Source organism: Butyrivibrio sp. INlla16 (assembly GCF_900104155.1).
Lineage (GTDB): Bacteria > Bacillota > Clostridia > Lachnospirales > Lachnospiraceae > Butyrivibrio.
The window spans coordinates 35,242-59,765 of the sequence record NZ_FMYB01000020.1; the positions used below are offsets into that span (position 1 = coordinate 35,242).

Annotated in this window: 16 protein-coding genes and 5 tRNA genes; 17 read left to right on the plus strand and 4 right to left on the minus strand. The window is 44.9% G+C overall.

The genetic code is table 11. The features are described 5' to 3' along the window. The first annotated feature begins 49 nt into the window (after positions 1-49). From BLR42_RS10930 to BLR42_RS10960, 7 genes are all read left to right on the plus strand, one after another. Positions 50-841, plus strand: a complete 792-nt coding sequence (locus tag BLR42_RS10930; RefSeq protein WP_022762769.1) for an electron transfer flavoprotein subunit beta/FixA family protein — start codon at positions 50-52, stop codon at positions 839-841. Between the two features lie 46 nt (positions 842-887). After that, a complete protein-coding gene (locus BLR42_RS10935; RefSeq protein ID WP_022762770.1) occupies positions 888-1,934 on the plus strand; it encodes an electron transfer flavoprotein subunit alpha/FixB family protein in 1,047 nt (348 codons plus the stop codon). Positions 1,935-2,762: 828 nt separating this feature from the next. Next, positions 2,763-7,175 carry a hybrid sensor histidine kinase/response regulator gene (locus tag BLR42_RS10940; protein ID WP_091869004.1) on the plus strand — a complete coding sequence of 1,471 codons (4,413 nt, stop codon included), beginning with the start codon at positions 2,763-2,765 and terminating at the stop codon, positions 7,173-7,175. A gap of 3 nt (positions 7,176-7,178) precedes the next feature. Continuing rightward, positions 7,179-7,940, plus strand: coding sequence for a response regulator (locus BLR42_RS10945; protein WP_091869006.1), 762 nt, complete (start codon positions 7,179-7,181; stop codon positions 7,938-7,940). Positions 7,941-7,972: 32 nt separating this feature from the next. Next, positions 7,973-9,073: an S-methyl-5-thioribose-1-phosphate isomerase gene (mtnA, locus tag BLR42_RS10950; protein WP_091869008.1), complete on the plus strand. Its 1,101-nt coding sequence runs from the start codon at positions 7,973-7,975 to the stop codon at positions 9,071-9,073. A 133-nt stretch (positions 9,074-9,206) separates the two neighbouring features. Continuing rightward, positions 9,207-11,729 carry a DUF342 domain-containing protein gene (locus tag BLR42_RS10955; protein WP_091869010.1) on the plus strand — a complete coding sequence of 841 codons (2,523 nt, stop codon included), beginning with the start codon at positions 9,207-9,209 and terminating at the stop codon, positions 11,727-11,729. Between the two features lie 3 nt (positions 11,730-11,732). Then, on the plus strand, positions 11,733-12,875 hold the full coding sequence (locus tag BLR42_RS10960; protein ID WP_091869012.1) for an HD domain-containing phosphohydrolase: 1,143 nt from the start codon (positions 11,733-11,735) through the stop codon (positions 12,873-12,875). 78 nt (positions 12,876-12,953) lie between these two features. Here the strand turns inward: BLR42_RS10960 and BLR42_RS10965 are convergent. After that, positions 12,954-13,027 (minus strand) — tRNA-Arg (locus BLR42_RS10965). Positions 13,028-13,351: 324 nt separating this feature from the next. Here BLR42_RS10965 and BLR42_RS10970 point away from each other — a divergent pair. The 10 genes from BLR42_RS10970 to BLR42_RS11015 all read left to right on the plus strand — a co-directional run bounded on the left by BLR42_RS10970 (position 13,352) and on the right by BLR42_RS11015 (position 20,690). Beyond that, positions 13,352-14,509 carry a THUMP domain-containing class I SAM-dependent RNA methyltransferase gene (locus BLR42_RS10970; RefSeq protein ID WP_091869014.1) on the plus strand — a complete coding sequence of 386 codons (1,158 nt, stop codon included), beginning with the start codon at positions 13,352-13,354 and terminating at the stop codon, positions 14,507-14,509. Further along, positions 14,502-15,551 carry an N-acetylmuramoyl-L-alanine amidase gene (locus BLR42_RS10975; RefSeq protein WP_091869016.1) on the plus strand — a complete coding sequence of 350 codons (1,050 nt, stop codon included), beginning with the start codon at positions 14,502-14,504 and terminating at the stop codon, positions 15,549-15,551. Before BLR42_RS10970 ends, BLR42_RS10975 begins: the two co-directional genes overlap by 8 nt. A gap of 32 nt (positions 15,552-15,583) precedes the next feature. Next, positions 15,584-16,183: an RdgB/HAM1 family non-canonical purine NTP pyrophosphatase gene (gene rdgB, locus BLR42_RS10980; protein ID WP_330387347.1), complete on the plus strand. Its 600-nt coding sequence runs from the start codon at positions 15,584-15,586 to the stop codon at positions 16,181-16,183. A gap of 25 nt (positions 16,184-16,208) precedes the next feature. After that, a complete protein-coding gene (locus BLR42_RS10985) occupies positions 16,209-16,700 on the plus strand; it encodes a metallophosphoesterase family protein (protein ID WP_091869020.1) in 492 nt (163 codons plus the stop codon). Positions 16,701-17,330: 630 nt separating this feature from the next. Continuing rightward, the gene (locus tag BLR42_RS10990; RefSeq protein WP_091869022.1) at positions 17,331-17,858 is read left to right on the plus strand and encodes a nitroreductase; all 528 of its coding nucleotides are present in this window, start codon (positions 17,331-17,333) and stop codon (positions 17,856-17,858) included. Positions 17,859-18,063: 205 nt separating this feature from the next. Further along, complete coding sequence (locus BLR42_RS10995; RefSeq protein ID WP_091869024.1) at positions 18,064-20,064, plus strand: hypothetical protein; 2,001 nt, start codon at positions 18,064-18,066, stop codon at positions 20,062-20,064. A gap of 178 nt (positions 20,065-20,242) precedes the next feature. Then, positions 20,243-20,316 (plus strand) — tRNA-Arg (locus BLR42_RS11000). Positions 20,317-20,323: 7 nt separating this feature from the next. Next, positions 20,324-20,397, plus strand: a tRNA-His gene (locus BLR42_RS11005). Between the two features lie 110 nt (positions 20,398-20,507). Continuing rightward, positions 20,508-20,579 (plus strand) — tRNA-Gln (locus BLR42_RS11010). Between the two features lie 38 nt (positions 20,580-20,617). Further along, a tRNA-Lys gene (locus BLR42_RS11015) sits at positions 20,618-20,690 on the plus strand. 114 nt (positions 20,691-20,804) lie between these two features. Here BLR42_RS11015 and BLR42_RS11020 read toward each other — a convergent pair. From BLR42_RS11020 to BLR42_RS11030, 3 genes are all read right to left on the minus strand, one after another. Next, a complete protein-coding gene (locus BLR42_RS11020) occupies positions 20,805-22,154 on the minus strand; it encodes a tyrosine-type recombinase/integrase (protein WP_091869026.1) in 1,350 nt (449 codons plus the stop codon). Between the two features lie 251 nt (positions 22,155-22,405). Then, positions 22,406-23,869 (minus strand): virulence-associated E family protein, encoded by a 1,464-nt coding sequence (locus BLR42_RS11025; protein WP_091869085.1) that lies wholly within the window; start codon positions 23,867-23,869, stop codon positions 22,406-22,408. After that, positions 23,859-24,434, minus strand: a complete 576-nt coding sequence (locus BLR42_RS11030; protein WP_091869029.1) for a CHC2 zinc finger domain-containing protein — start codon at positions 24,432-24,434, stop codon at positions 23,859-23,861. Before BLR42_RS11030 ends, BLR42_RS11025 begins: the two co-directional genes overlap by 11 nt. Between the last annotated feature and the right edge of the window lie 90 nt (positions 24,435-24,524).

Consider the following 24,524-nt stretch of genomic DNA (forward strand, 5'->3'; position numbering starts at 1 on the left):
GGAACCATTCACAAAGGACTATTTACAATTTTTAATAAGGAGAAAACAAATGAAAGTTGTAGTTTGCATAAAGCAGGTGCCCGATACAAAGGGCGGGGTTAAGTTTAAACCCGATGGAACACTCGACAGAGGAGCAATGCTTGCAATCATGAACCCTGATGACAAAGCAGGTCTTGAGGCAGCTCTTCGTCTTAAGGATGAATATGGTGCAGAAGTTACTGTTGTAACCATGGGTCTTCCCAAGGCTGAGGCAGTTCTTCGTGAGGCTATGGCAATGGGTGCTGACAAGGCAGTTCTTGTTACAGACCGCGTACTTGGTGGTGCTGACACATGGGCAACATCTTCAACAATCGCAGGCGCACTCAGAAACCTTGAGTATGATCTAGTAATCACAGGCCGTCAGGCTATCGATGGAGATACAGCTCAGGTTGGACCTCAGATTTCTGAGCACCTTGGACTTCCTGTAATCTCTTACGCTGAGGAGATCAAGGTTGACGAGAAGGCAAAGACTGTTGTTGTTAAGCGTCAGTTCGAGGATCGTTATCACATGGTAGAGGCTAAGATGCCTTGCCTTATTACAGCTCTTGCAGAGCTTGGCGAGCCCAGATACATGACTCCCGGCGGAATCTTCGATGCTTTCGAGAAGGAAGTAACTGTTTGGGGAAGAGCAGATCTTAAGGATGTTGAGGATTCTAACCTCGGTCTTAAGGGATCACCTACTCAGATCGCTAAGGCTTCCGATAAGGTTAAGAAGGGTGCCGGCGAGAAGATCGTTGCTGATTCAGCTGATGAAGCAGTTGATTATCTGTTCGGAAAACTCGAAGAGAAGCACGTTATATAATACCTGCGTAATAGCAGCAAATTAGTTATAAAAAGGAGAACAAAACATGTCTTTAGAAGAATATAAGGGTGTATTTATATTTGCTCAGCAGGTAGACAATGAGCTTTCAGGCATTGCATTAGAGCTTCTGGGCAAAGCAAAAGATCTTGCTAATGATCTTGATGAGAAAAAAGTAACAGCAGTCCTTCTTGGTGACAAGGTAGGCAATCTTGTAGATACTCTTGCAGAGTACGGCGCTGACCGTGTAATCGTTGTTGACGATCCTGAACTTAAGGATTATCGTACAGAGCCTTACACACACGCACTTGCATCTGTAATTAACGAGTACAAGCCTGAGATCCTTCTTGTTGGTGCTACAGCAATCGGTCGTGACCTTGGTCCTCGCGTATCTTCACGTGTTCACACAGGTCTTACAGCTGACTGTACACAGCTTGATATCGGTGATTTCCCGCTTAACCCTGTAGAGGGTCAGGAGCAGAAGCATAAGCAGCTCCTCATGACTCGTCCTGCATTCGGTGGTAACACAATCGCTACTATCGCTTGCCCTGACTTCCGTCCTCAGATGGCTACAGTACGTCCCGGCGTTATGCAGAAGATTGCTCCTGTAAAGGGCGCTAAGGCTGAGGTTGTTGAGTACAATCCCGGATTTACAGAGAATGCATGCTATACAAAGATCCTTGAGATCGTTAAGGCTGTTTCAGAGGTTGAGGATATCCAGGAAGCTAAGATCCTTGTATCTGGCGGACGTGGAGTTGGAAGCCCTGAGAACTTCAAGATCCTTGAGGACCTTGCAAAGGTTCTTCACGGAACAGTATCTTGCTCACGTGCAGTTGTAGATTCAGGCTGGAAGCCGAAGGATCTTCAGGTAGGTCAGACAGGTAAGACTGTTCGTCCTAAGGTTTACTTCGCAATCGGTATCAGCGGAGCTATCCAGCACGTTGCAGGTATGGAAGAGTCAGATCTCATCATCGCTATCAACAAGGATGAGAACGCTCCTATCTTCGATGTAGCAGATTACGGTGTAGTAGGCGACCTTAACAAGATCGTTCCTGCACTTACAAAGAAGCTTGAGGCTGCACTCGCTGAAAAGTAATCACTTGGCGAGGGCTTTAGCCCGAGGGCAGAACTTTCATATTATATGACTTTAAGAGGGCTGTGGATTATCCACAGCCCTTTATCATTTTGTCTGGATTTATGTGTGGGTATATTGGGATGTCTTTTGGCGTGGTGGCGTTAATTACCAGGATAGAAACTATATGGCAGAAATAAGGGTATGGTTGTAAAAATATAATACCAAAATATATATGAAATAAGAGATATATTGGCTTAAGGGAAAGTTTATGTTACCAAGATGGAAGTAAAATGGGAGAAATCTGGGTATTGTAGTTGAGATTTATTACCAAGAAAGATGGGAAATAAGAGATATCTTGGTTTATTGAGAGGTTTTTACTACCAAGATGTAAACAAAATGAAAGATATATAGGCTGAGATAGTAGGATTCTTCTTCAAGCTATATGTGGAACACAGTGATATGTATACAACACAGATACCAGATGTCGATGATCTCTGTGAAATAAAAGATAAGTATAAAAACACAGAAGCAATTATCACATGAATCTGTGGAATAGAAAGGACATAGCAAAACACAGATGACAGACAAAAGTCCATCTGTGAAGCGTGTGAAAATGCAAAAATCACAGATGGGAAGTGGTATAAATGGATGAAGATGAGTCAAACAGCTAAATAAAGGGAAAATGTTATCGAATTTTTATATATTATAAATTTCCCCTTTATAATCTGAAAAAGGCTATATGATAGAATAGAATCTAAGTAAGAATGATGTTTTCTGAACCTATGTAAGACAAAGAATCATAGGAAAAAACAAAAGCCACGCAATTAATAAAATCTCAGGAAAAGCTGAATGGCTGAAAACAATAGAATAATAGGTAATAGCATGATACCGTTAAACAAATTAAGCAATACGTCGCAAAGAAAGCGGCAGATCCATCACAGAAAATCTGTCGCCTTGATACTTGCGGCGCTTTTTATTGCTCTGGGGGTTGGCTATATTTTGCAGGGGGTATCATCGGATTATAAATCCGGGGACATAGGGAATCATGCGATAACAGCTAAGATCAATAATACGATAGTAGCGAAGGCCAAAAGCGCAATAATGGCAGATAACGGCGGTAAAACATCAACTCAGGCGGCTGCCGGGTATAACAGGCAAAGAGACTATCTGGCTGAATATGCATCCATAAGCTATGACACCAGTAAAGGGCTTGTATCCAATGAGATAAATGCGCTGGCACAGTCTTCTGATGGATATATCTGGGTTGGGACGTATTCGGGACTGTACAGATATAACGGAATAAAATTCGAAGCTGCTGATATAGATGACAATATCTGCAACGTAATGGTCATGTACGTGGATTCAAAGGGAAGGTTGTGGATAGGCACAAACGATACGGGTATTGTGTGCTATAACCCTGAAACTGAAGAGAAGAGCAGGTTTACATCTGAAGACGGACTGAGCGCTGATTCCATAAGATCAATATGTGAGGATGACAGCGGAAACATTTATGTCGGGACAGTTTCAAGCATAACAATTATTCATCAGGATATGTCCCTGGAAAAACTGGATGATTTGACGGGTATCACCTCAATAAGATCTATGAGCTATGTGACAGACGGCATCATTGCCGGAGTCACTAACGGTGGAACGCTGTTTTTTCTGAAAGGCAGGGAACTTCTTCAGGAGCTGGAATTTGAGGAGACAGGCATTACTTATACGACAGTGGCCTGTACAGACGGAGATACACTCCATCTAGGAACCTCGGGCAACATACTTCAGCGCTGCAGTTACAATGGCGGAAACATTGAGATAACAGGACAGGTCGAAACAGAAAACATAAATTACTACAACAAGCTTGTGCCGGAGCAGAACGGAACAGGCTGCTTTTTCTGCGCAGAGAACGGACTCGGTATCATAGATGAAAACGGTAATGTCACGCGACTTATGAAAAACGGCTTCGGAAGCTCTGTTTCAGACTGTATCTATGATTACCAGGGCAATGTGTGGTTTTCGTCAAATAAGCAGGGAATGCTGGAGTTTTCCAAGAATCCCTTCTACAACGTCTTTGTGAAGGCCGGACTTGATGAAGCGGTGGTAAACAGTGTCCTCGTTGACCATGGAGAGATCTACATCGGCATGGACAAGGGGCTTGCGATCCTTGATGAAAAGACTTGTACAGCGAAGGATTACGACTATATTAAGTACTTCGAAGGAGTTCGTATAAGACATCAGATGGTCGACAGCAAGCATAATATATGGCTGTCAACGTATGGTAAGGACGGACTTATAAGAGTAAGCGCAGATGGAGAGGTGAAGTCTTTTAATGAGGCGAGCGGAACTCTTGGCGGAAGATTCAGATACTGCCTTGAACTATCTAACGGTGAAGTGGTAGCAGCCAGCAATATGGGGATTAACTTTATAGACGGAGATGAGATTGTCTGCACCCTCGGAGAAGAGGAGGGCATGGAATCCCCGCAGATTCTTACGATTGTGGAGGATAAGGACGGAAACATACTCGCCGGTTCGGACGGCGAAGGAATCTATATAATAAAGGATCACAAAATAGTCGGCCACAAGGGTCCCGAGGAAGGCTTGGGAACACAGGTGGTCCTTCGCATCGTGCCCTATAATGATGGCTTTATCTATGTCACAAGTAATGCGATGTACTATGACGACAGAAGCACTATAAGAAAGCTGGATGCATTTCCCTATACAAACTGCTATGACGTTTATATCACACCCGATAAGGTGGCCTGGATAAGCTCCAGCGCCGGAATTTTCGTTGCAAATGCGGATGATGTGATAGAAAACGAAGAATATACACTGGATCTGCTGGATTACTCCAGAGGTTTTAACACATCACTTACAGCTAATGCGTGGAACAGCATTACAGGTGAGGAGGGCGACCTTCTCCTGTGCTGTACTGACGGTGTGAGAAAAGTCTCGACCACATCCTATGATGCCTTTGACAACAACTATATCATTGACCTGGACAAGGTTACTGCAGACGATGAGCCGGTTGTGCAAGGTGAGAACGGAGTGTATGAGATCCCTGCCGGAGCAAGACGTATACAGTTCGAAGTATCTATTTTGAATTACCTGCTGTCGAATCCTCTCATCAAATTCTACCTTGATGGTGCAAAGGACGACGGTGTCAGCGTATATCAGGATGAACTGTCTTCTTTATCGTACACCAATTTGCCCTACGGAGATTATACGATGCACATTCAGGTGCTCGATAAGAATACAAGAAAAGTCCTGAGGGACGAAGTCTATCCTATATACAAAAAGGCTCATTTTACGGAGCTTCCGATATTCAGAATAGGTATGGTTGTCCTTGTAGCAGGCTCAGTCGGATTCCTGGTTTGGTGGTTCCTCAGATCGACAATTATCAGAAGACAGTACGAGGAAATTCGTGTTGCAAAAGAGGAGGCCGACAGGGCTAACAGCGCTAAATCACGTTTCCTTGCAAATATGTCGCATGAAATCAGAACGCCTATCAATACTATAATCGGTATGGATGAGATGATCCTTAGAGAGGATAAGAGCCTCTCCATGCCGCAGTACTCAGGACAGGTAACAGGTTATGCCGTATCGATAAAAAGGGCTTCAGAGACGCTTTTGTCGCTTGTAAACGATATCCTTGACCTCTCCAAGATAGAGTCCGGGAAGATGAATCTTGTTGAGAAAAGTTACGACCTGTCAGAATTCCTGAAGACCATAACAACCATGATCCGTGTGAGGAGTAACGAAAAGGATCTTCTTTTTGAAACGGAAATAGATCCGGAGATACCGCGCTATCTCTACGGCGATGACGGCAAAATAAAACAGGTTCTCATGAACCTTCTGACCAACGCTGTCAAGTACACGAGGGAGGGCTCCTTCAAACTGGTTCTTGAACTTGTGAAGAAGGAAGGCGATACCTGTACCATAAATTACAGCGTATCCGACACCGGAATCGGAATAAGACCCGAGGATATGGACAAGCTGTTCTCAGCCTTTGAGAGACTTGAGGAGCAGAAAAACAGCGGCATCCAGGGAACCGGCCTGGGGCTCGATATTTCAAGACAGTTTGTGGAACTTATGAGGGATGAGCTTAAGTGCGAGAGCACCTATGGTGAGGGTTCGAAGTTCTTCTTTACCCTGGTTCAGAAGGTGGAAAAGGACGAACCCATAGGTGAGTTCAAGGAAGATGAAAACCCGGCAGATGACGATGAGAACTACGTTCCGGGATTCATCGCACCTGATGCGAGAATCCTTGTTGTTGACGACAACGAGATGAATCTGCAGGTATTAAAGGGACTTCTTAAGGCAACGAAGCTTATGGTGGACACAGCGCTAAGCGGAAAAGAATGCCTTAAAAAGTTGGCTAAGGAGCACTATGAGCTGGTACTCCTTGATCACATGATGCCTGAGATGGACGGAATCGAGACACTTAAAAGGATAAGGGAAGAGGGGTATGAGCTTCCTGTATTTGCGTTGACTGCAAATGCAGCTCACAGCGGCGAGCATTATTATGTAAAGAAGGGCTTTAACGGATATCTGGAGAAGCCCGTGAATGTAAAGAAACTGGAGGAAACTCTTAAGAGCAACATCCCCGAGGAATTATTGCAGGAGCCGGATCCCACTGATTTTACATCCGATGAGAATTCAGGGAAGAACGAAAATCCCATGGAGGGCATGGAGTGGCTGTTTTCCGTAGGCGGAATTGATGTGGCGGAGGGAATTAAAAACTGCGGAAACAGCAAGGCTTTTCTCGATGCACTTAACACCTTCTATTTCACTGTGGAACAGAAGGCGGATGAGATTGAGAAGGCCTATGAAGGCGGGGATTACGATTTTTATACTATAAAGGTACATGCCCTTAAGAGCTCCGCCAGAATAATCGGAGCGTCGAAATTGTCCGAACTTTCTGCTAAAATGGAAGAAGCAGGGAAGATCGGCAATATTGAAGAAATAAAAGAAAACACGTCTTCGCTTCTTGAAATGTATAGAGAGTACAAAAACAGTCTGTCAAAGCTGTCCGAAAAAGAGGACAGTGAAGGGAAGGAGAAATGCGACGAAGCCACCATTGAAGAGGCCTACGGGGCACTTAAAGAATTCGCTCCGGTGATGGACTATGATTCCTTCGAGATGGTGCTTCTCGACATGAAGGAGTACGACTGCGGAAGCGAAAACAACGAGAGATTCGAACGACTTTTCAGATTACTCAAGGAACTGAACTGGGATGAAATCACAAAGGTTTTGGAAGAGGTTTAAGCGATGAGTATTGGAAATCAGGAATTGATGCTTATAGGAATAAAGGAGACTTTTGTCATACGGGCCCTTGAGAATAAGCTCAGGGAGGCAGGTATAGACTTCTTCTTTGTTACGCCCGATATAGATGTGGTGAGTAAAAAATGGGATAACGCATCAGCAATTGCATACTATCTTGATCAGTCTGAGAAGATTGAGAAATCGTTTCTTCACTATCTGAACGAGCACCTGACAGAGGATGATAAGCAGATTATTATCATCGGCGGAAAGGCAGACACCGATATCGCCAATGGACAGCTGCCCAGTGGAATGATTCTGAAGACGTTCCTTCGACCGTTGGACGTTGAGGACTTCATCGAAACGGTTAAGAATCAGTTTTCGGAACTTCTGAATCCTTCGAAAAAAAGCATCATGGTAGTGGACGACGATGCCACCTACATAGGTCTGATCAGGGACTGGCTTCGCGAGAAATACACGGTTTCCATGGCTGTGTCCGGGCTTCAGGCGATCAGGATTCTTGGAAGGACGCAGGTGGACCTCATACTTTTGGACTATGAGATGCCGATAACAAGCGGACCGCAGGTTCTTGAGATGCTCAGAAACGACCCCTCAACCAGGGATATTCCGGTTATTTTCCTTACGGGCAAAAGTGACAAGGAAAGTGTTATGAAGGTTGTAAACTTAAAGCCCGAAGGCTATCTTTTAAAGTCCATAAAGCGGGAAGAGCTTATGGCAGATCTGCAGAAATTCTTCGCTGAGAGAAAATAGCAGATAAAAAATGTAAGAGGAGATTTTTGGTAATGAAAAGTATTTTGGACTATGAGACAGTAGCGCTTGTCGATGAGGATGATGCGATCGAGATAATAGATCAGACGCTTCTTCCGGGAAAAACAGAGATGATAAGGCTGCGCACGGGGGAGGAAATCTGGAATGCGATTTATCTTCTTCAGGTTCGCGGCGCACCGGCTATCGGAGTAGCTGCGGGCTTTGGTCTTTATATTCTTATGAAACATTCAAAGGCAGAGTCTTTTTCGGAGTTCATGACAGAGCTCAAGGAAAAGAGTGACTACCTCAATTCTTCAAGACCCACAGCGGTGAACCTTTCCTGGGCACTTAAGCGCATGGAAGCACATGTGATGAGTGTGGCCAAAGAGCGCGGAATGACAGAGGAAAACGGTGCGGGCTCTTTTGACAGAGATGCTCTAATAACCGAAATGAGAGAGGAATCCGAGCGCATAAAGGCGGAGGATATCGACGTCTGCAGAAGAATCGGAGAGAACGGCCTCACTCTTATAAAGGACGGCTACGGCCTTCTGACACACTGCAACGCAGGACAACTTGCAACCTGCAAGTACGGCACAGCCACAGCGCCTATGTATCTTGCTCATGAAAAGGGCATGAATATACGCGTTTACTGCGATGAGACAAGACCTCTCCTTCAGGGGGCAAGACTCACCGCATTTGAGCTGCAGTCAGCCGGAATAGATACAACTCTTTTGTGCGATAACATGTCAGCATCTCTTATGAAAACCGGTGCAATAGACGCTATTTTCGTGGGTTGCGACAGAGTTGCCGCTAACGGAGATGCCGCCAATAAGATAGGAACCAGTGTGGTGGCGACTGTGGCTAAACGCTATGGTATCCCTTTTTATGTATGTGCGCCAACCTCAACAATTGACATAAATACGAAGACCGGTGACGACATAAAAATCGAACAGAGAAAGCCCGAAGAGGTTACCGAAATGTGGTATAAGGAGCGCATGGCTCCCGAGGGCGTGAAGGTTTATAATCCCGCTTTTGATGTTACGGATAACGAGCTTATAACAGGCATTGTGACTGAGTTTGGAGTGCTTCGTGCACCGTACGATGTTAGCATAGCTGAACTGTTTGAGAGTATGTAATCGTGCTTAAAGAAAACGGAAAAAGAGTATTAAATATTCATAAATTCGTGCAATTTCATTGAGAGTTATTTTTTTCGGTGATAGAATAATTTTGGAAGATTATATGCCGAAATAATACGCGAGGGCACTGATAATGGCTGTTGTTACCGCCGATGAGGATAAAAGTTTATATCAGCCTGATTTGATAGCTAACGAGCTGCTGCTCATAAAGAAACAGGGCGGAGATGTTGAAAAGTACAAGGAACAGAATTTCAACATTTATCAGCTTGCGGAAATCCGAAAGGGACTTTCGACCGGGGTCAACGTAGATACCTATGCCAAACCTGATGTGCCCTGGAATGAGATGGAAGAGATACGGCTTGAGCTTCAGAGCGGAATCGATATGTCTGCTTATCGTGAGGCGGGCTTTGATATAATGCAGCTTGCCGAGATCAGAGAAGGGCTCTCGGAAAATCTTGATGTTTCCGAGTATGCAAGGCCGGAGTTTTTTTCAGACCAGATGAAACAGATCAGACTCGGACTTATGGCGGGTGTGCCTGTTATCTTCTATCAGGATGAGAGATTCAACTGGCTGCAGATGCAAGAGATCCGGATTGGTCTCGAGCACGGCACAGACATATCTCAGTATGCGCGAATAGATATGCCCTACATGAAAATGAGGGTGATAAGAGAGAGCCTCGAGGATGGCCTCGAGCTTGACGAGAGATTGATTCGCAATAAGGATGCATCCACATTGGAGCAGATCCATATTGCTTTTAAGGAGAAGATAGATATCTCCGAATATGTAAAAAGAAATTTTGATGCCGAGCAGCTGGAACAGATCAGAAAGGCAAAACAGGAAGGAATCGAGGATATAGACCGTTACTTCCTTTTTGGCATGCGCGGCGAATGTATGCATGAGGTCAGAAAAGGGCTGGAGCAGAACCTCGATGTTTCCATTTATGCCGATGAGAAATACGGTTGGAAGCAGATGAGAGAGCTGCGCCTCGGACTTGAACATCAGATTGATGTTACGCCCTATGCAAAGTCCCTTTATCGCGCAGATCAGATGTACGAGATAAGAAGGGGACTTGAGAACAATGTAGATGTAGATTTGTATAAGAGCATGGTTCATCCCGCGCAGGAGATGCGAATCATGCGTAAATGGCTTGAGGAGGGTAAAACTCTTCCCAGCAATTTGAGCAAGCTCTTTACGGGACAGCTCCAGGAAGAGCTGGAGAAGCCTGCGGATGAAGAGGTTAAGGCGTGGCAGTTCCTTCAGACTGAGGAAGGACGCCTTATCGATATTTCGGAAGATAAAATGAAGTGCTATTTTACTCTTCCTCTCGGAGCCAAGGGAACAACATATACTCTTGAGAAGGTGATTAAGCTGCTGTACAGCGCCCGTGTACGAAGGGGCGTCAGCAGGAAAGCCATCGAAGAGATGATACTGAATAAGAAGTTCGGCGTTAAGACTCTTGTGGCTCAGGGGAAATTACCTGTGAACGGGACCGACGGATACTATGAATTCCTTATGAATTTGAACGAGGACATTCAGCCGGATTTAAGTAGCGGAGACGTGGCGGATTTTTCCAGGGTAAAAGTGTTCCAGGAGGTCAAGCTCGGAGATAAGCTTGCAATCTATCATCCCGCAACTGTCGGTGAGGACGGCTTCGATGTCAACGGAAAACTGTTAAAGGCAAAGCCTGGAAAAGGAAAACCGATACTAAAAGGACAGGGATTCATGATGCTGGCCGATAAGCAGACGTATGTGTCCTCGCTTGCGGGTGTCGGAAGAATCCTAAACGGTGAGATAAGGATTGATAAGGCTAAGACCTACGAATCACTTATCAATGTCAAAGATAAGATAGTCTACGACGGAACCATCTGGGTAAAAGGAGATGTAGACAATGTTTACATCCAGGCAAAAGGTGATGTTGTGGTGGACGGAAGCGTTTCGTGTTCCGATATACATGCCGGCGGCCGCGTGTTTGTCAAAAAAAGTATTGTCGGAAATGTAAACGACCGTGTTTCGATAACGGCCGGAGGCATGGTGGCAGCAGCTCATCTTGATACGGCAAACATCAAGTGCAAGGGTGATCTTATTTCCAACGACTGCCTGAACTGCGATGTATCAGCTGACGGAAAAGTCGTTATGCTTGGCGAAAAAGGACTTGTGAGCGGAGGTGTCGTTACCTCACTAAGGGGCGTTGAAACAGCGGTTCTTGGAAGCAAAACAGTAAAGGAAACAGTTGTCAGAACGGGAATCACAGAGGAACTCGATTACGAGTATCAGATGCTTCTTAAGAATGTCAGTCGTTTGTATGCGGAGCTTAAAACCTACGATCAACAAAGAGGAAAGCTGCAGTCCTTTAACGATAATACCAATAAACAGGCTTTGCAGATAAAAATCAAAATCAATGCAGAATCTGCGATAAAGGAAGCTGAGCTTGAAAAACTGAACGAGAGAAAGCGGGTTATAGAGAAAGAGATGGAATCGGTAAGGGATGCCAAAGTCATAGTCTCAAGACTTGTATTTAGCGGAACTACCGTGAAACTTGGAAACAGAGTGCTGCGAGTGCATGATATAGTCGAAACATCCAGGGGAATAACCTTTACAGGGAAAGATGGCGGACTGGTAATGCTTGACGGTGAGAAACCGATAGCAAGGAGCTAAAAAGTGGCTGACAAGAGTATTCTAATTGTAGATGACACAGAAATAAATAGAGGTATCCTGGCTGAAATTTTCAAGGATCAGTATGATATTCTGGAGGCTGAAAACGGAAAGAAGGCTCTTGGAATTATTGCGCAGAAAAAGGACGAGATCGCCGCGATTCTGCTTGATATAGTTATGCCTGAAATGGATGGGTTCAGACTTTTGGAGGAACTATTCAAGCACAAGATTCCGGACAAGATTCCGGTTTTGATGATTACTGCGGACACTTCGGCAGAGACCGAGAGAAAGTGCTACCAGACAGGCGCTACCGACGTTATTCATAAACCCTTTGATTCATTTATAGTTCAACACAGGGTTAAGAGGGCTATCGAGCTCAATATGAACCGCAAGGTTCTCGAACAGAAGGTTAACGATCAGACCAAGGTCCTCAAAAAGCAGTACATGGTTCTTAAAAAGCAGGAAGAGCGCTTAAGGGAGACCAACAGCAGAATTATTGATACGATTTGTACGATTGTTGAGTTCCGTAATCTTGAGTCCGGATATCACTTAAAGAGAATCAAGGGCTTTGTTCAGATCCTGGCAAATGTGGCGATGAGAAACTATCCCGAATTCGGACTCACACCGCACAAGATTGAAGTTATTACCAACGCCAGTGCCATGCACGACATCGGAAAGATTACCGTTCCCGATGCTATTTTGCTAAAGCCCGGGCGCCTGACTCCCGATGAATTCGACATCATGAAGTCGCATACCACAAGAGGTTGCGAGATCGTTAAGATGCTGGCAGACCTGCAGGATAAGGAGTATCTTGAGGTCAGCTACGATATATGCAGACACCATCATGAAAAATACGATGGCAAGGGTTATCCCGACGGCTTAAAGGGAGAGGAAATCTCCATCGCTGCGCAGCTAACCTCCCTAGCGGATGTCTATGATGCGCTTGTAAGTGACCGTGTATATAAATCAGCTTATTCGCCCACCAAGGCCTATGAGATGATCAAAAATGGTGAGAGCGGAATCTTCTCCACAAAGATGCTCGCCTGCTTCGATATTGCAAGACCCGAGATGGAGGCCATGGTTACAAGAACCAAGGCTGAGGAGGAAGCAAATCTGGCCGCCGGTGGCGGAGGCTTGCTTAGCCAGTGATAGTACTGTACTATAATATAAGGCTATAAAGATAAAATAAGAGCCATAGCTAATTGCTATGGCTCTTATTTTAATCGACGTGTGTGAAAGGATTCGAACCCTCGACCTTCTGGTCCGTAGCCAGACGCTCTATCCAGCTGAGCTACACACACATGCCTGCACAACTTGTGCAGCAAAAATTATTATAACATCGAATAAGTAATTGTCAATACTGTTTTTAAATTTCTTTTCCCTATTTTCCAATCCCCGGATCTGAGGCACACAAAAATCCCCTATTAATGGGAGGAGACCGGCATGGGTGGGGACTCCATACCGGTCATTAAGAAAAGGAGATTGTCCTTTTTGTTCTGCAATAAGTATATCGACAAAAGTTCCCGGAACTTTATAGTGAAATAAAAAATTTTTTAAAACTACAAACTGTGATAAAATAAAACGGATTTAATTAGTCACCCGCAGATTATTATAAAAGGATAACTATGCAGAGATTTGATTTGATTGCACCATGCCATTTTGGCCTGGAAGCGGTTTTGAAAAAAGAAATAATTAGCCTTGGCTATGAGATACGCGAAGTTGCGGACGGAAGAGTGACCTTCATCGGTGACGCGGACGCCGTTGTCCGTGCGAATATCGGACTGAGAACGGCCGAGAGAGTACTCATCAAGGTCGGTTCTTTTCATGCGATTACCTTTGAGGAACTGTATCAGGGAACCAGAGCGCTTCCATGGGAGCAGTACATCCCGAAGGACGGCAAATTCTGGGTTAAGAAGGCAAGTAGCGTTAAGAGTAAGCTTTTTAGCCCGTCTGACATACAGTCCATTATGAAAAAAGCGATGGTTGACAGACTTTCCGATATCTACGGAATCATGCGTTTTGAGGAAAGCGGCGAGAGCTTTCCGGTAAGGGTTTTCCTTATGAAGGACGAGGTCACCGTGGCGCTTGATACGACAGGCGAGTCACTCCACAAGAGAGGCTACAGAAAGCTTGAGGCCAAGGCTCCGATTGCCGAGAACCTGGCGGCCGCTCTTTTGATGCTGACACCCTGGAAACCCGACAGGATACTTGTGGACCCCTTCTGCGGAAGCGGAACCTTCCCCATTGAGGCGGCGATGATCGCGGCGAATGTGGCACCCGGAATGCACAGACATTTTACAGCAGAGAAATGGACACATATCATCACTCCCCAGAACTGGAAGGATGTGCGCGAGGAGTGCGCCGATGAGATTCACTTTGGTGTGGATACCGATATTCAGGGCTATGACATCGATCCGGAGGTCATTGATATTGCAAGGATAAATGCCGAGAAAGCCGGCGTTGATAAAATGATACATTTTCAGGCGAGACCTGTCGCTGACTTAAGTCACAGGAAGAAATACGGCTTCATTATCACCAATCCTCCCTACGGCGAGAGAATCGGTGAACAGAAGGAGCTTCCTGCGCTTTACAAGACACTTGGCGAGAGATACAAGGCTCTGGATTCCTGGTCGATGTACCTTATCACCGCATACGACAAGGCGGAGCGCGATATCGGCAAGAAGGCTGACAAGAACCGTAAGATTTACAACGGTATGATAAAGACCTATTTTTACCAATACATGGGACCTAAACCTCCCAGAAGGAATATAAGTAATGATTGAAAACAGACTACGGAAAACCGCGATCATGACCGGTATATTTGTGGTGCTGTCGCTCGGAGTCATGTTCTTTAGAGCTGCCACCAAGGATGTCATAATCGCTGAAGCGGGTGAGGAGGTTGTAACAAAAATCGAAGATGCCCGTGAATATGAATTGAAAATTCAGGCTCCCACGACCTCTAAAGGGAATGGAAGCCTGGTGATACCGCTTGAGAGCGGTGTATCTTCAGACAGTATCACCTTTGAAGAGAGACACGGACTTCACCAGTTTGTGCTCTATGTAAAGGGCAAAGACCCTGAATTTTATGCGAAAAACGGTGTGGTGACAGACCTCATCTGTATCCAGAAGGCTACCTTCAGCCCTCTTGGAGATAGCGGTCTTGTGTGCCTTAAATTCTGGCTTGACGGCCTATATGAGAATTCCACTTCGCTCGGAGACGGCGAGATTGTGGTGAATTTTAACGTACCTTCGGGTGACTATGAAAATGTTGTAGTAATCGATCCTGTGGATGAGCTCGGGCTTAAGATGATCCCTTATATTAAGAACGCTTTTCAGGGAGATGAGAGCGTGAAGCTGTATTTTACCACGCTTGATGACACCGAGGTCGGAGCGGAGGCGCTTGCATCACTTATAAATGACTCCGGCGCGGATTTTTATGTGCAGCTTGGAATCGACGAGACAGTCGAGAGCGACGCAGGTGTAAGGACTTATTTCAACGACAGATTTTTCATAAGAGGCTTCGGAAATGTGGATCTCGCCGACAAGCTTGAGATGAGCGTTGCGGAGAACTCAGGGAACAAGGCTCTCGGGCTATCTTCTTCCTATAAGGAGAATGAAAAGCTGACCACTTCAAAGATTCCGTCTGCCTTTGTGACAATCGGCAATCTCAACAACAGAGTCGATCATGACAAGCTTTCCAAGGACAGCTATATAGAAAAGTGCGCAAAGGGAGTTGCAGAGGGAATTCGCAATGCTTTTGAGACGGTAAATCCCACAGACTCCTCATCTGAGGATGATGCGCTGCAGGGAATTATAAACGGCTAATCGATACAATTTATTTGTAATGGAGATATATTATGAAAATAATTTTTGCTACCGGTAATGAAAACAAGATGAGAGAAATCAGAGAGATTCTGGGCGGAGTTGCATCCGAGATCAATTCCATGAAGGATGAGGGAATCGACCTTGATATAGTCGAGGACGGCACCACTTTTGAGGAAAACTCCATGATAAAGGCAAGAGCTGTCGCTGATTACTGCAAAGAGAAGGGAATGACCGATTTTTGCATAATGGCTGATGACTCCGGACTCGAGATAGACTACCTGGACAAGGCACCCGGCATCTATTCCGCCAGATTCCTTGGTCATGACACACCCTATTCCGAGAAGAACAAGCAAATCCTCGAGAAGCTTGAAGAAGTTCCGGATGAAAAGCGCACTGCAAGATTCGTATGCGCCATAGGTGCAGTCCGTTCAAACGGCGAGGAGCTTGTGGTCAGAGCTACTATGGAAGGAATAATCGGCCATGAGATAGCGGGAGAGAATGGCTTTGGCTACGATCCGATCTTCTTCCTGCCTGAATACGGCAAGACTTCCGCAGAGATTAGTCCTGAGGAGAAGAACGCAATAAGCCACAGAGGCAAAGCGCTTAGAATGATGGCTGAGAAACTTAAGTAATCACTTAGTAAGGTAATATTTTTGTATGCATAAGATTTTGGTTGTTAGTGACACACATAGAAAAGATGAGAATTTTTATAAGGCTGTGGAGGCGGAAAGCCCTGTCAGCCTTATCATTCATTGCGGAGATACTGAGGGAAGCGAAACTCAGATGCAGCAGCTTGCCGGCGCTCCCATGCGAATTGTGAGAGGCAATAACGACTTCTTTTCCAATCTTCCTGATGAGCAGGTTTTTGAGGTCTGGCCGTACACATTTTTCCTTACTCACGGACACAGATATCTTGTGAATATGGGCAGCGATGAGATCATGCGCGAGGCATTCTCAAGAGGCGCCGATGTCGTGATCTACGGCCACACCCACAGGCCCGTGGCGGCAGAGATAGACGGCATGTACGTGTTTAACCCCGGAAGCCTCTCTTACCCCAGACAGGAGGGCAGAAAGCCTTCATATCTCGTGCTTACTATTGACGATGAAGGCGAGCTGACTTATGAGATTAAGTATTTGGATGTGTTGTAGGAATGGGTATTTAGTATTGGGAAGTTTTTGGAATCAAGTTTTTTGCATGTGTGGCAGGAACTGATTTTGAGGATATTATCTTGATATTATCTTGGTTGAATTGGAGGAGCCTGACGTTTGTCGGGCTCCTTTTGAGCTTAGTGGGGCTTGACTGGATTTAGCCAGTGACTCAGTTTGATGAAAATTTAATGAAAAGTGGCATTTTTTAACGTAATATCGATAATGGTAAGCCTAATTCTTCATTTTTTAAAAATAGACTTATGGAATTTGTTTGAAAAATGATATTAAGATAATTATTATTTGTAATAACAAATATCCATGGCAGAATATGGCGATTTATACCGATTTTTGTTCTTTTTATTGATAATTCGTAAGTCTAATTTGTAGAAAATGAAAAATGGATTTATGGGTTGTTGGCATAAACTAATATGCGTGTGTAAATATGTAATATAACGTACAAGATAAAGCAATAATTAAGTTCTCTATTTAAACTAATGAAGAAAAGGTGATATAATGTTAATTGTACACAATTGAATAAAGGGAAATACAAAACAAAATGTCTATGAAGATATATCAAGTAATATGCGCATATCTTCAGGGCATATAAAATGATTCAGAGGAGGTATGATTATGAACGAAACACTGAAGGTTTTGGAGACAAGGCGTAGCTGCAGAAAATTCAAGCCGGACATGGTTAAGAAAGAAGAGCTTGATGCCATCATTAAAGCGGGAACTTATGCGGCAACAGGGATGGGCAAGCAGAGTCCTATCATCATTGCAGTTACCGGGAAGGAGCTGCGCGATGCGGTTTCAGAGGAAAACAGGAAAATCGGTGGATGGGATGAAGGGTTTGATCCTTTTTACGGGGCACCGGCTATTCTGATAGTTCTTGCAGATAAAAGTGTTCCCACCCATGTGTACGATGGCTCGCTCGTTATGGGAAACCTTATGAATGCCGCAGAGAGCCTTGGGGTTGCCAGCATTTGGATTCACAGAGCGAAGGAAGAGTTTGAGTCAGAGTTTGGAAAAAATCTTCTGAGTAAGCTTGGAATTAGTGGTGATTATGAAGGAATCGGCCACTGTGCACTTGGTTATGCTGCAGAGCCACCTAAAGATGCAGCTCCGAGAAAAGAGAACTATGTTTATTATGCTGAATAAATGATGCTTGATGAGGAGAGTACCGGCAAGGTGCTCTCTTTTTTTTATAGAAAATTGCAAGTGAATATTTATTTTAAAATGAGAAACTTTTTTGTAACAAAATGTTTAGTCTTTTTATAAGAAGTTAATTTCTCATTTTGACAATTATAAAAGATAATATATATGTAGGATTGTACGTAGTTCTCTTTTAAAAAGGAGATTAATTATGGCAAATACAAAAGCAGCGACACCTGAAACAGCACCAGCACCGGCACCGGAAAAGAAGCCAAGAGCAACCAGAAAGAAAGCGGCTCCGGAAGCAGTAGCTCCAGAAGCAGTAGCAGCACCCGAAGTTCCGACAGCTCCTGAGGCGGCAACAGTTCCGGAAGCAGTAGCAGCACCTGAAGCAGCGGCAGCGCCTGAAGTTGCAGAAGCTCCTGCGCCAGCACCTGCTCCGGAAGTAGCACCTGAGGCAGAGGTTCCTGAAGCAGCACCGGCTTCGGAGGTTGCGCTTGAAGCAGCGGTTCCTGAAGCAGCGCCAGCTCCAGAGGCTGTAGCTACTCCTGAAGTAGCGGTTCCTGCGCCTGAGGCTCCTGCAGAAGAGGTGGATAAAAGCCTGGAAAAAATTGCATTTGCCGAAGAGGTCGCTGCGTTTGAAGCACAGGAAGCAGCAAAGGCGGAAGCTGCGGCAGCTGCGGCGGCAATGGCAGCAGAAGCTGCGGCACCAGTGGTAGAGGAAGCACCTGCAGCAGAAGCGGCGCCTGCACCTGAAATAGAAATTCCTGCGGCAGAGGAAGTGCCTGCAGCGGAGGTGGAGATTCCTGTAGTAGAGGAAGCACCTGTAGCTGAAGCTGAGATACCTGCAGTTGAAGAAGCCCCTGCACCTGAGATAGAGATCCCTGCGGTAGAAGAGGCACCTGCGGCTGAGGTAGAGATCCCTGCAGTAGAAGAAGTGCCTGCAGCAGAGGTGGAGATTCCTGTGGTTGAAGAAGCACCTGCAGCAGAAGTTGAGATACCTGCAGTTGAGGAAGCACCAGCACCTGAGATTGAGATACCTGCAGTGGAAGAAGCGCCTGCAGCAGAGGTAGAGATTCCTGTAGTTGAAGAAGCACCTGCAGTAGAAGAAGCACCAGCAGCGGAAGTTGAGATTCCTGCAGCAGAAGCAGCGCCTGCACCTGAAATAGAAATGCCTGTAGCAGAGGAAGCCCCTGCAGCAGATGCAGAGATTCCAGTAGTAGAGGAAGCCCCTGCAGCAGAGATAGAGATTCCTGCGGTTGAAGAGGCTCCTGCAGCTGAGATTGAGATACCTGCAGTAGAAGAAGCCCCTGCAGCAGAGGCAGAAATTCCAGTAGTAGAGGAAGCCCCTGCAGCAGAGGTGGAGATTCCCGCAGCAGATATAGAAATACCGGCTGATATAGAGATGCCTGCAGATATAGAAATACCTGCAGCAGAAGAAGCCCCTGCAGCAGAGATAGAGATCCCTGTAGCAGAAGAAGCACCAGCAGCAGAAGCAGAGATTTCCGTAGCAGATATAGAAATGCCAGCAGATATAGAAATCCCTGTAGCAGAAGAAGCACCTGCAGTAGAGGAATCTCCCGAAGCTATGGATTCAGATATCTCTCTGATGGATATAGAAGGTTCTGCTGAGGAGCCGGCAGAGGAAGCTTCTGAGCTTTCTCCTGAGGAAGAGCTTGCAAGACTTAGCGAGCCAATTGTTGATGAAAGCATGAGTGAAGAAGCAGCACCGGAAGGAGCTGAAGAAGAGCTTCAGATCGATTTGCCGGAGCTTGACCTTGATATACCTGAGATTATTATTCCTGAAGAGGAGATGCTGCAAACTGAGGAAGACAGAGCACTTGAAGAAGAGCCCGAGCAGGCAGAAGATTTTGTTCCCGAAATCATGGATGACATGGACCAGGCGACAGAATCAATGGTTGGAACAGCCGGCGACATCAAGGACTTCCTCAAGGAAGAAGATTTCGAGTTCACAGAGATCACATCCGATGGCAGCGTTGAAATCATACTTATAAAAATGGAAGATGACGACGTACTTTGCATCGAGTACGAAGATGATGAATTCCTTTCACTCATATCTCATTATGAAAAGGACGGAAATTGCAGCTATAAAGAAGTGCTGGATTCATTTATTAAGGATTCTATCAGCAAAGGTATAAGCTATAAAATTACCCGTTCAAAAGGAAGCAGAACCGTTAGCAGATATAATTAAGTACGGCCATTAGGAAAAACGGTTGCCATACAATATCGGAAGAATTCACAATTTATGCGGCTTTCATCTATGAAATATAAAATAAAAACAATTAATTAGAAAAAATGTATTTTATATATTGACATTGATTGGACTCTACTTTATACTTTATAGATGTCGCCGCGTGGTTGCGATATATGTGTCCGTAGCTCAGCTGGATAGAGCAACGGCCTTCTAAGCCGTGGGTCGGGGGTTCGAATCCCTTCGGGCACATTTTGTGGTGGCTATAGCGTAGTTGGTTAACGCGCCAGATTGTGGTTCTGGAGACCGAGGGTTCGAGTCCCTCTAGCCACCCTTTTAATTTTTAGGGCAATAACTTCTAGATTATATATTCAATCTAAGTTATTATTGTATTAGAATTTCGTTTGCGATTTTCTAGCACCGAGCGTGGTTGCTGTGTATAATGGGCTATCGCCAAGCGGTAAGGCACAGCACTTTGACTGCTGCACTCGTGGGTTCGAATCCCGCTAGCCCAGTTTTTTGATATATTACTGCTTTTGCAGTTTATATATATGAGATACTAGCTCAGTTGGTAGAGCACTTGACTTTTAATCAAGTTGTCGTGGGTTCGATTCCCACGTGTCTCATTAGGTTGAGAGGTTCTGAAATGCAGATAAATACTGCATCTCAGAACTTTTCTTATGAGAAAAAAGTGGTTACCGAAGGGGTGATTTTGGTTACCGGTAATGGTTACCTGATTCTTATTTCGTAAGTCTGCGCTGGTTTAACAGGTCTCTGGCTTCACTCAGATCATATCCTGAGTAATAATTCTGCAGCAGGGTCTTGGGACTGTTTCCGAAGAGCTTTGAGGCCATTATCACATTGCCGTGTGAGGCATTGACTACATCAGTACATGCATTGCGTCTGAATGCGTGAGGCCCGCGTATAAGGTCTTTCTGAATCGGAATGGAAAGAGCCCTGCACATATGCCTGTAGAACTCATAAACTGTTCTGTAGCCGATACAGCCTGTTGTATTTCTCTTATCCCTGGCAGGAAAAAGAAATTCGTTTCCGGGATAATACTGCCTGGTCACAGTACGCAGTTTTGTGAGAATTTCTTCAAGTTCATCCGATATGGGGACAATCCTGTCACGCCAGGTCTTGGTGTGATCTACGAGCTGGCCATATGCCTTTTCATTGCCGGACCCCTTTTTGACCTCCAGAAGTTCTCTCTGAATCTTGATTATCTTGAATCCCTGAGATGAATCCTGGATATCTGACCATTTGAGAGCACATACTTCTGCACGGCGAAGCCCAAGAACTATCTGGATTTCCAGTGCATAGGCAGTTACAAGCCAGGGAGTTTTCAGCTCTTTTTCATGGATATAATCCAGTATTTCAGTGATTTCTTCATCGGAATAGGCACGTTCTTCGATTGCTTTATCCGGAAGGATCATATTTCTGAACATAGGCTGCTTCAGATCCACACGGGCAAAGACATTATCCTGAATCCAGCTCTGCTGAAATGCGAGACGGAAGACTGCGTTCAGGATACCGATCATACTGGCAAAGGCTTTTCTGCGCATTTCATATCTCTGCAGGTTCATGAGTATGAGCTGCTCAATGTCCTTTTTGCTGATATCATCAATGTAGCTGCCTGCTATATCAGTGCCGTCAAAATAGCGTTTGTAGTCATACTCCCTGCGAGTATTTGTATTCATAACGGAAACGCGCTTCTGTGCATCTTTGACATACATTAACTGCTGCTCCTGAAAGATATCGAAAGCGTTTCTGAATGTCTTCCTAAGGCTCCCTGCTATGCCTCTTTCGTTGTTTAAGACCTTTTCTTTGAGCTCATCTATTGTTTTGGCTTTGACTGCCCTCCTTCCGGATGCCTTGAGAGTATCCCGTACATAGATGTGATAATATCCGTCGCTGCTGACTTTTGTGGGGAAAGTGTACTTCTTCAGTATTTCTTCATTTCGCATGTATTCATACAATTTCCGCGCATCATCCAATGACAGCATATTATTATCGGCAGCGGATTTCAAGTAGTCTGAAGTGCTTTTATTGTTATTTTTTGTATCTGTTTTGTTTGCATTGATATTCATTTTTTTCTCCGGACATAAAAAATGCCAGGCAGAAAAAAGAGTTCCTGGCAACGGCAACTGGAAACCGATGCAGAAACTCTTATATTATTTTTGTCTGGCATATGATTTAATATTTTTATTTTTTTCTTGTTATCAGGTATCTGTGTTGCCAATATAAAAAAAGCCCGATAAATACTGGGCTCAGGATGACAACGATATTGGAAACAAAGTGGCAGCAACATGTGTATCAGGCACAGCTGTTGCCACTTTTATTATTTAAATGGAAGCTCTAACTGTTCAGGCACAGGGATAAAATCTCCTTCTGTTTCCAGAGACGGATCAGCGGGAATCATCTCCCATCCGCGCTGCTTGTTGTGCAGGGCAGTATGCCTTGGATTCTGAACCTTTCTCCATCCGGGCATGGAGTTCATTATGTCGTTAAGCTCTTTGGTTTCCCATCTTGTGGGAGCAGAGGTGTTGCCAAGGGCTTCATAATGGAGGTCAAGGGAGCAGACAAAGAAGTTCCCCTTGGAAATCTGATCTTCAAGGAATTCCTCAATGATTCCGACTTTGGTATTTTCGGCAGTGAAGTCCTGGCGGTGTTCGTCAAGATATGCACTAAGTTCCTTTTCGAATTTGAGGCTGTAGTTTCCGCTCTTATAGATCACGAGAGCCTCAGCCCACATCTGCCTGATATATTCCCTGGATGCATCTTCGTCATCAAGAATATGGCATTCGGCGTTTTCTGCATTTATCTGGATGGGAATAAAACGTCTGTTTCCGGTTGAATCCGCAGGAAGGAAATCGATGGAATTTGTCGTTCCTCCGAAAATGCACTGTCTTGGTCTGTGCTTGGGATATCGTTCATAGAGATCGCGGCCAATCTCGGTATTTCTGCTGAGAAAGGATTTGAGTTCCTCGACACTCTGAGATCTGACCACAGCCAGCATTTCCGACATTTCTATGATCCAGTGACCCTGAAGCCTTTCATAAAGCCTTTTATCAGATATGTCACGGACATCGTCTGTGAAATAATCGTCCTCCATAGCCAGGAACCTGAAGAAGGTAGATTTGCCCGCCCCCTGCCCTCCGACCAGAACGAGCAGATAGTCAAATTTGCTTCCGGGATTGTATACACGGTTGATTGCTCCCATCATAAAGAGCTGCATCGCCTGACTGGCATAATCGCACTGGTCTGCACCAAGGAAATGGTGAAGTGCATTTGCAATCCGAGGCTGTCCGTCCCATGCCAGGGATTCCAGCAGGTTAATAACAGGATGAAAACAATGATTGTTGGCCACTATATCACAGGCCTTGGTGATATCCCTTTCATTACGGATTCCGTACTCTTTTTCGAATCTGTACAGAATGAAATTCATGTCGGTGTCTGTGATTGCTGTTGATGAGCGGTTCCATCCCATATCCTTTACAATCTCAGTCCTGTCATTGAAGTTATTGTGAAGAATTGCTCCTTTCAGTACCGGATCGTTTTCGAAGATGATCACACAGTTGTCCATAGTGGTTTTGACTCTGCCGCCTTTGGTGCATTCGAGAAGCTCTCTTATCTCTGGAACTGAGAGCGGATGATTCTCTTCCTTATCAGGGGTATTGACATCAGCCAAGGTGGTATCTGATGACCTGTTACTCTCCAGAGTGTCAGCAACGGGTGCGTTTTTTAATGCTGCATCGTCTTTGGGTGTTTGTGTATTGCTGTTATTGATTGTCTTATTCTCCATAGTTGAATTCTCCATTCTCATTTTTTCTGATGATTTCCTCCTGATCTTCTCTGGTGCAGTATTCAAAGCCGTACATGAGATCAAGAAGGTAATTGATGTACTCTTCCGTCTTGATAGTTTCAACGTATTCATCTGAAAAATCCTCGAAGATATATCTTGGTGCGAGGATATCTTTCAGTTCATGCAGGTATACGGAGTATGCTTTTAACTGGTTGATACATTCATTACGGAGCCTGATAAATCTGTGTTCTGAGCTCTCTTTGGGCTGCATATGAGTGAAAGAGCATCCGTGTGAACATCCATCGTCTACAGAAATTCCGAAATCTTCAGCAATCTTAAGGGCAGCATCCTTTAAGCCCAGTCCGTAGTAGTTTGCTTCGAAATCTACTGCGTCACCTTTTGCTCCGCAGCCGAAGCAGTAATATCGATCGTCAATCTTGAGACTGGGATTGTGGTCATCATGGAATGGACATATGGCCATACCATTACGGTTGATCCTGATGCCGGCATGTTCTGCGACCTGCCTGGCGGTTACGTTTGCCTTTACGGCTGTAAATACGCTCATGTGAGCTCCTTTCTGCCCCCAAAGGGCAATAAAAAGGCACCTGATTAAATCAGATGCCTGGTTAATAAGGTATTGTTTTGTTCTCGTGAT

Bases quoted from the DNA above. Each gene is read 5' to 3' on its own strand.
- BLR42_RS10930 (WP_022762769.1), top strand. From the start codon at position 50: ATGAAAGTTGTAGTTTGCATAAAGCAGGTGCCCGATACAAAGGGCGGG.
- BLR42_RS10935 (WP_022762770.1), top strand. From the start codon at position 888: ATGTCTTTAGAAGAATATAAGGGTGTATTTATATTTGCTCAGCAGGTA.
- BLR42_RS10940 (WP_091869004.1), top strand. From the start codon at position 2,763: ATGGCTGAAAACAATAGAATAATAGGTAATAGCATGATACCGTTAAAC.
- BLR42_RS10945 (WP_091869006.1), top strand. From the start codon at position 7,179: ATGAGTATTGGAAATCAGGAATTGATGCTTATAGGAATAAAGGAGACT.
- mtnA (WP_091869008.1), top strand. From the start codon at position 7,973: ATGAAAAGTATTTTGGACTATGAGACAGTAGCGCTTGTCGATGAGGAT.
- BLR42_RS10955 (WP_091869010.1), top strand. From the start codon at position 9,207: ATGGCTGTTGTTACCGCCGATGAGGATAAAAGTTTATATCAGCCTGAT.
- BLR42_RS10970 (WP_091869014.1), top strand. From the start codon at position 13,352: ATGCAGAGATTTGATTTGATTGCACCATGCCATTTTGGCCTGGAAGCG.
- BLR42_RS10975 (WP_091869016.1), top strand. From the start codon at position 14,502: ATGATTGAAAACAGACTACGGAAAACCGCGATCATGACCGGTATATTT.
- rdgB (WP_330387347.1), top strand. From the start codon at position 15,584: ATGAAAATAATTTTTGCTACCGGTAATGAAAACAAGATGAGAGAAATC.
- BLR42_RS10985 (WP_091869020.1), top strand. From the start codon at position 16,209: ATGCATAAGATTTTGGTTGTTAGTGACACACATAGAAAAGATGAGAAT.
- BLR42_RS10990 (WP_091869022.1), top strand. From the start codon at position 17,331: ATGAACGAAACACTGAAGGTTTTGGAGACAAGGCGTAGCTGCAGAAAA.
- BLR42_RS10995 (WP_091869024.1), top strand. From the start codon at position 18,064: ATGGCAAATACAAAAGCAGCGACACCTGAAACAGCACCAGCACCGGCA.
- BLR42_RS11020 (WP_091869026.1), bottom strand. From the start codon at position 22,154: ATGAATATCAATGCAAACAAAACAGATACAAAAAATAACAATAAAAGC.
- BLR42_RS11025 (WP_091869085.1), bottom strand. From the start codon at position 23,869: ATGGAGAATAAGACAATCAATAACAGCAATACACAAACACCCAAAGAC.
- BLR42_RS11030 (WP_091869029.1), bottom strand. From the start codon at position 24,434: ATGAGCGTATTTACAGCCGTAAAGGCAAACGTAACCGCCAGGCAGGTC.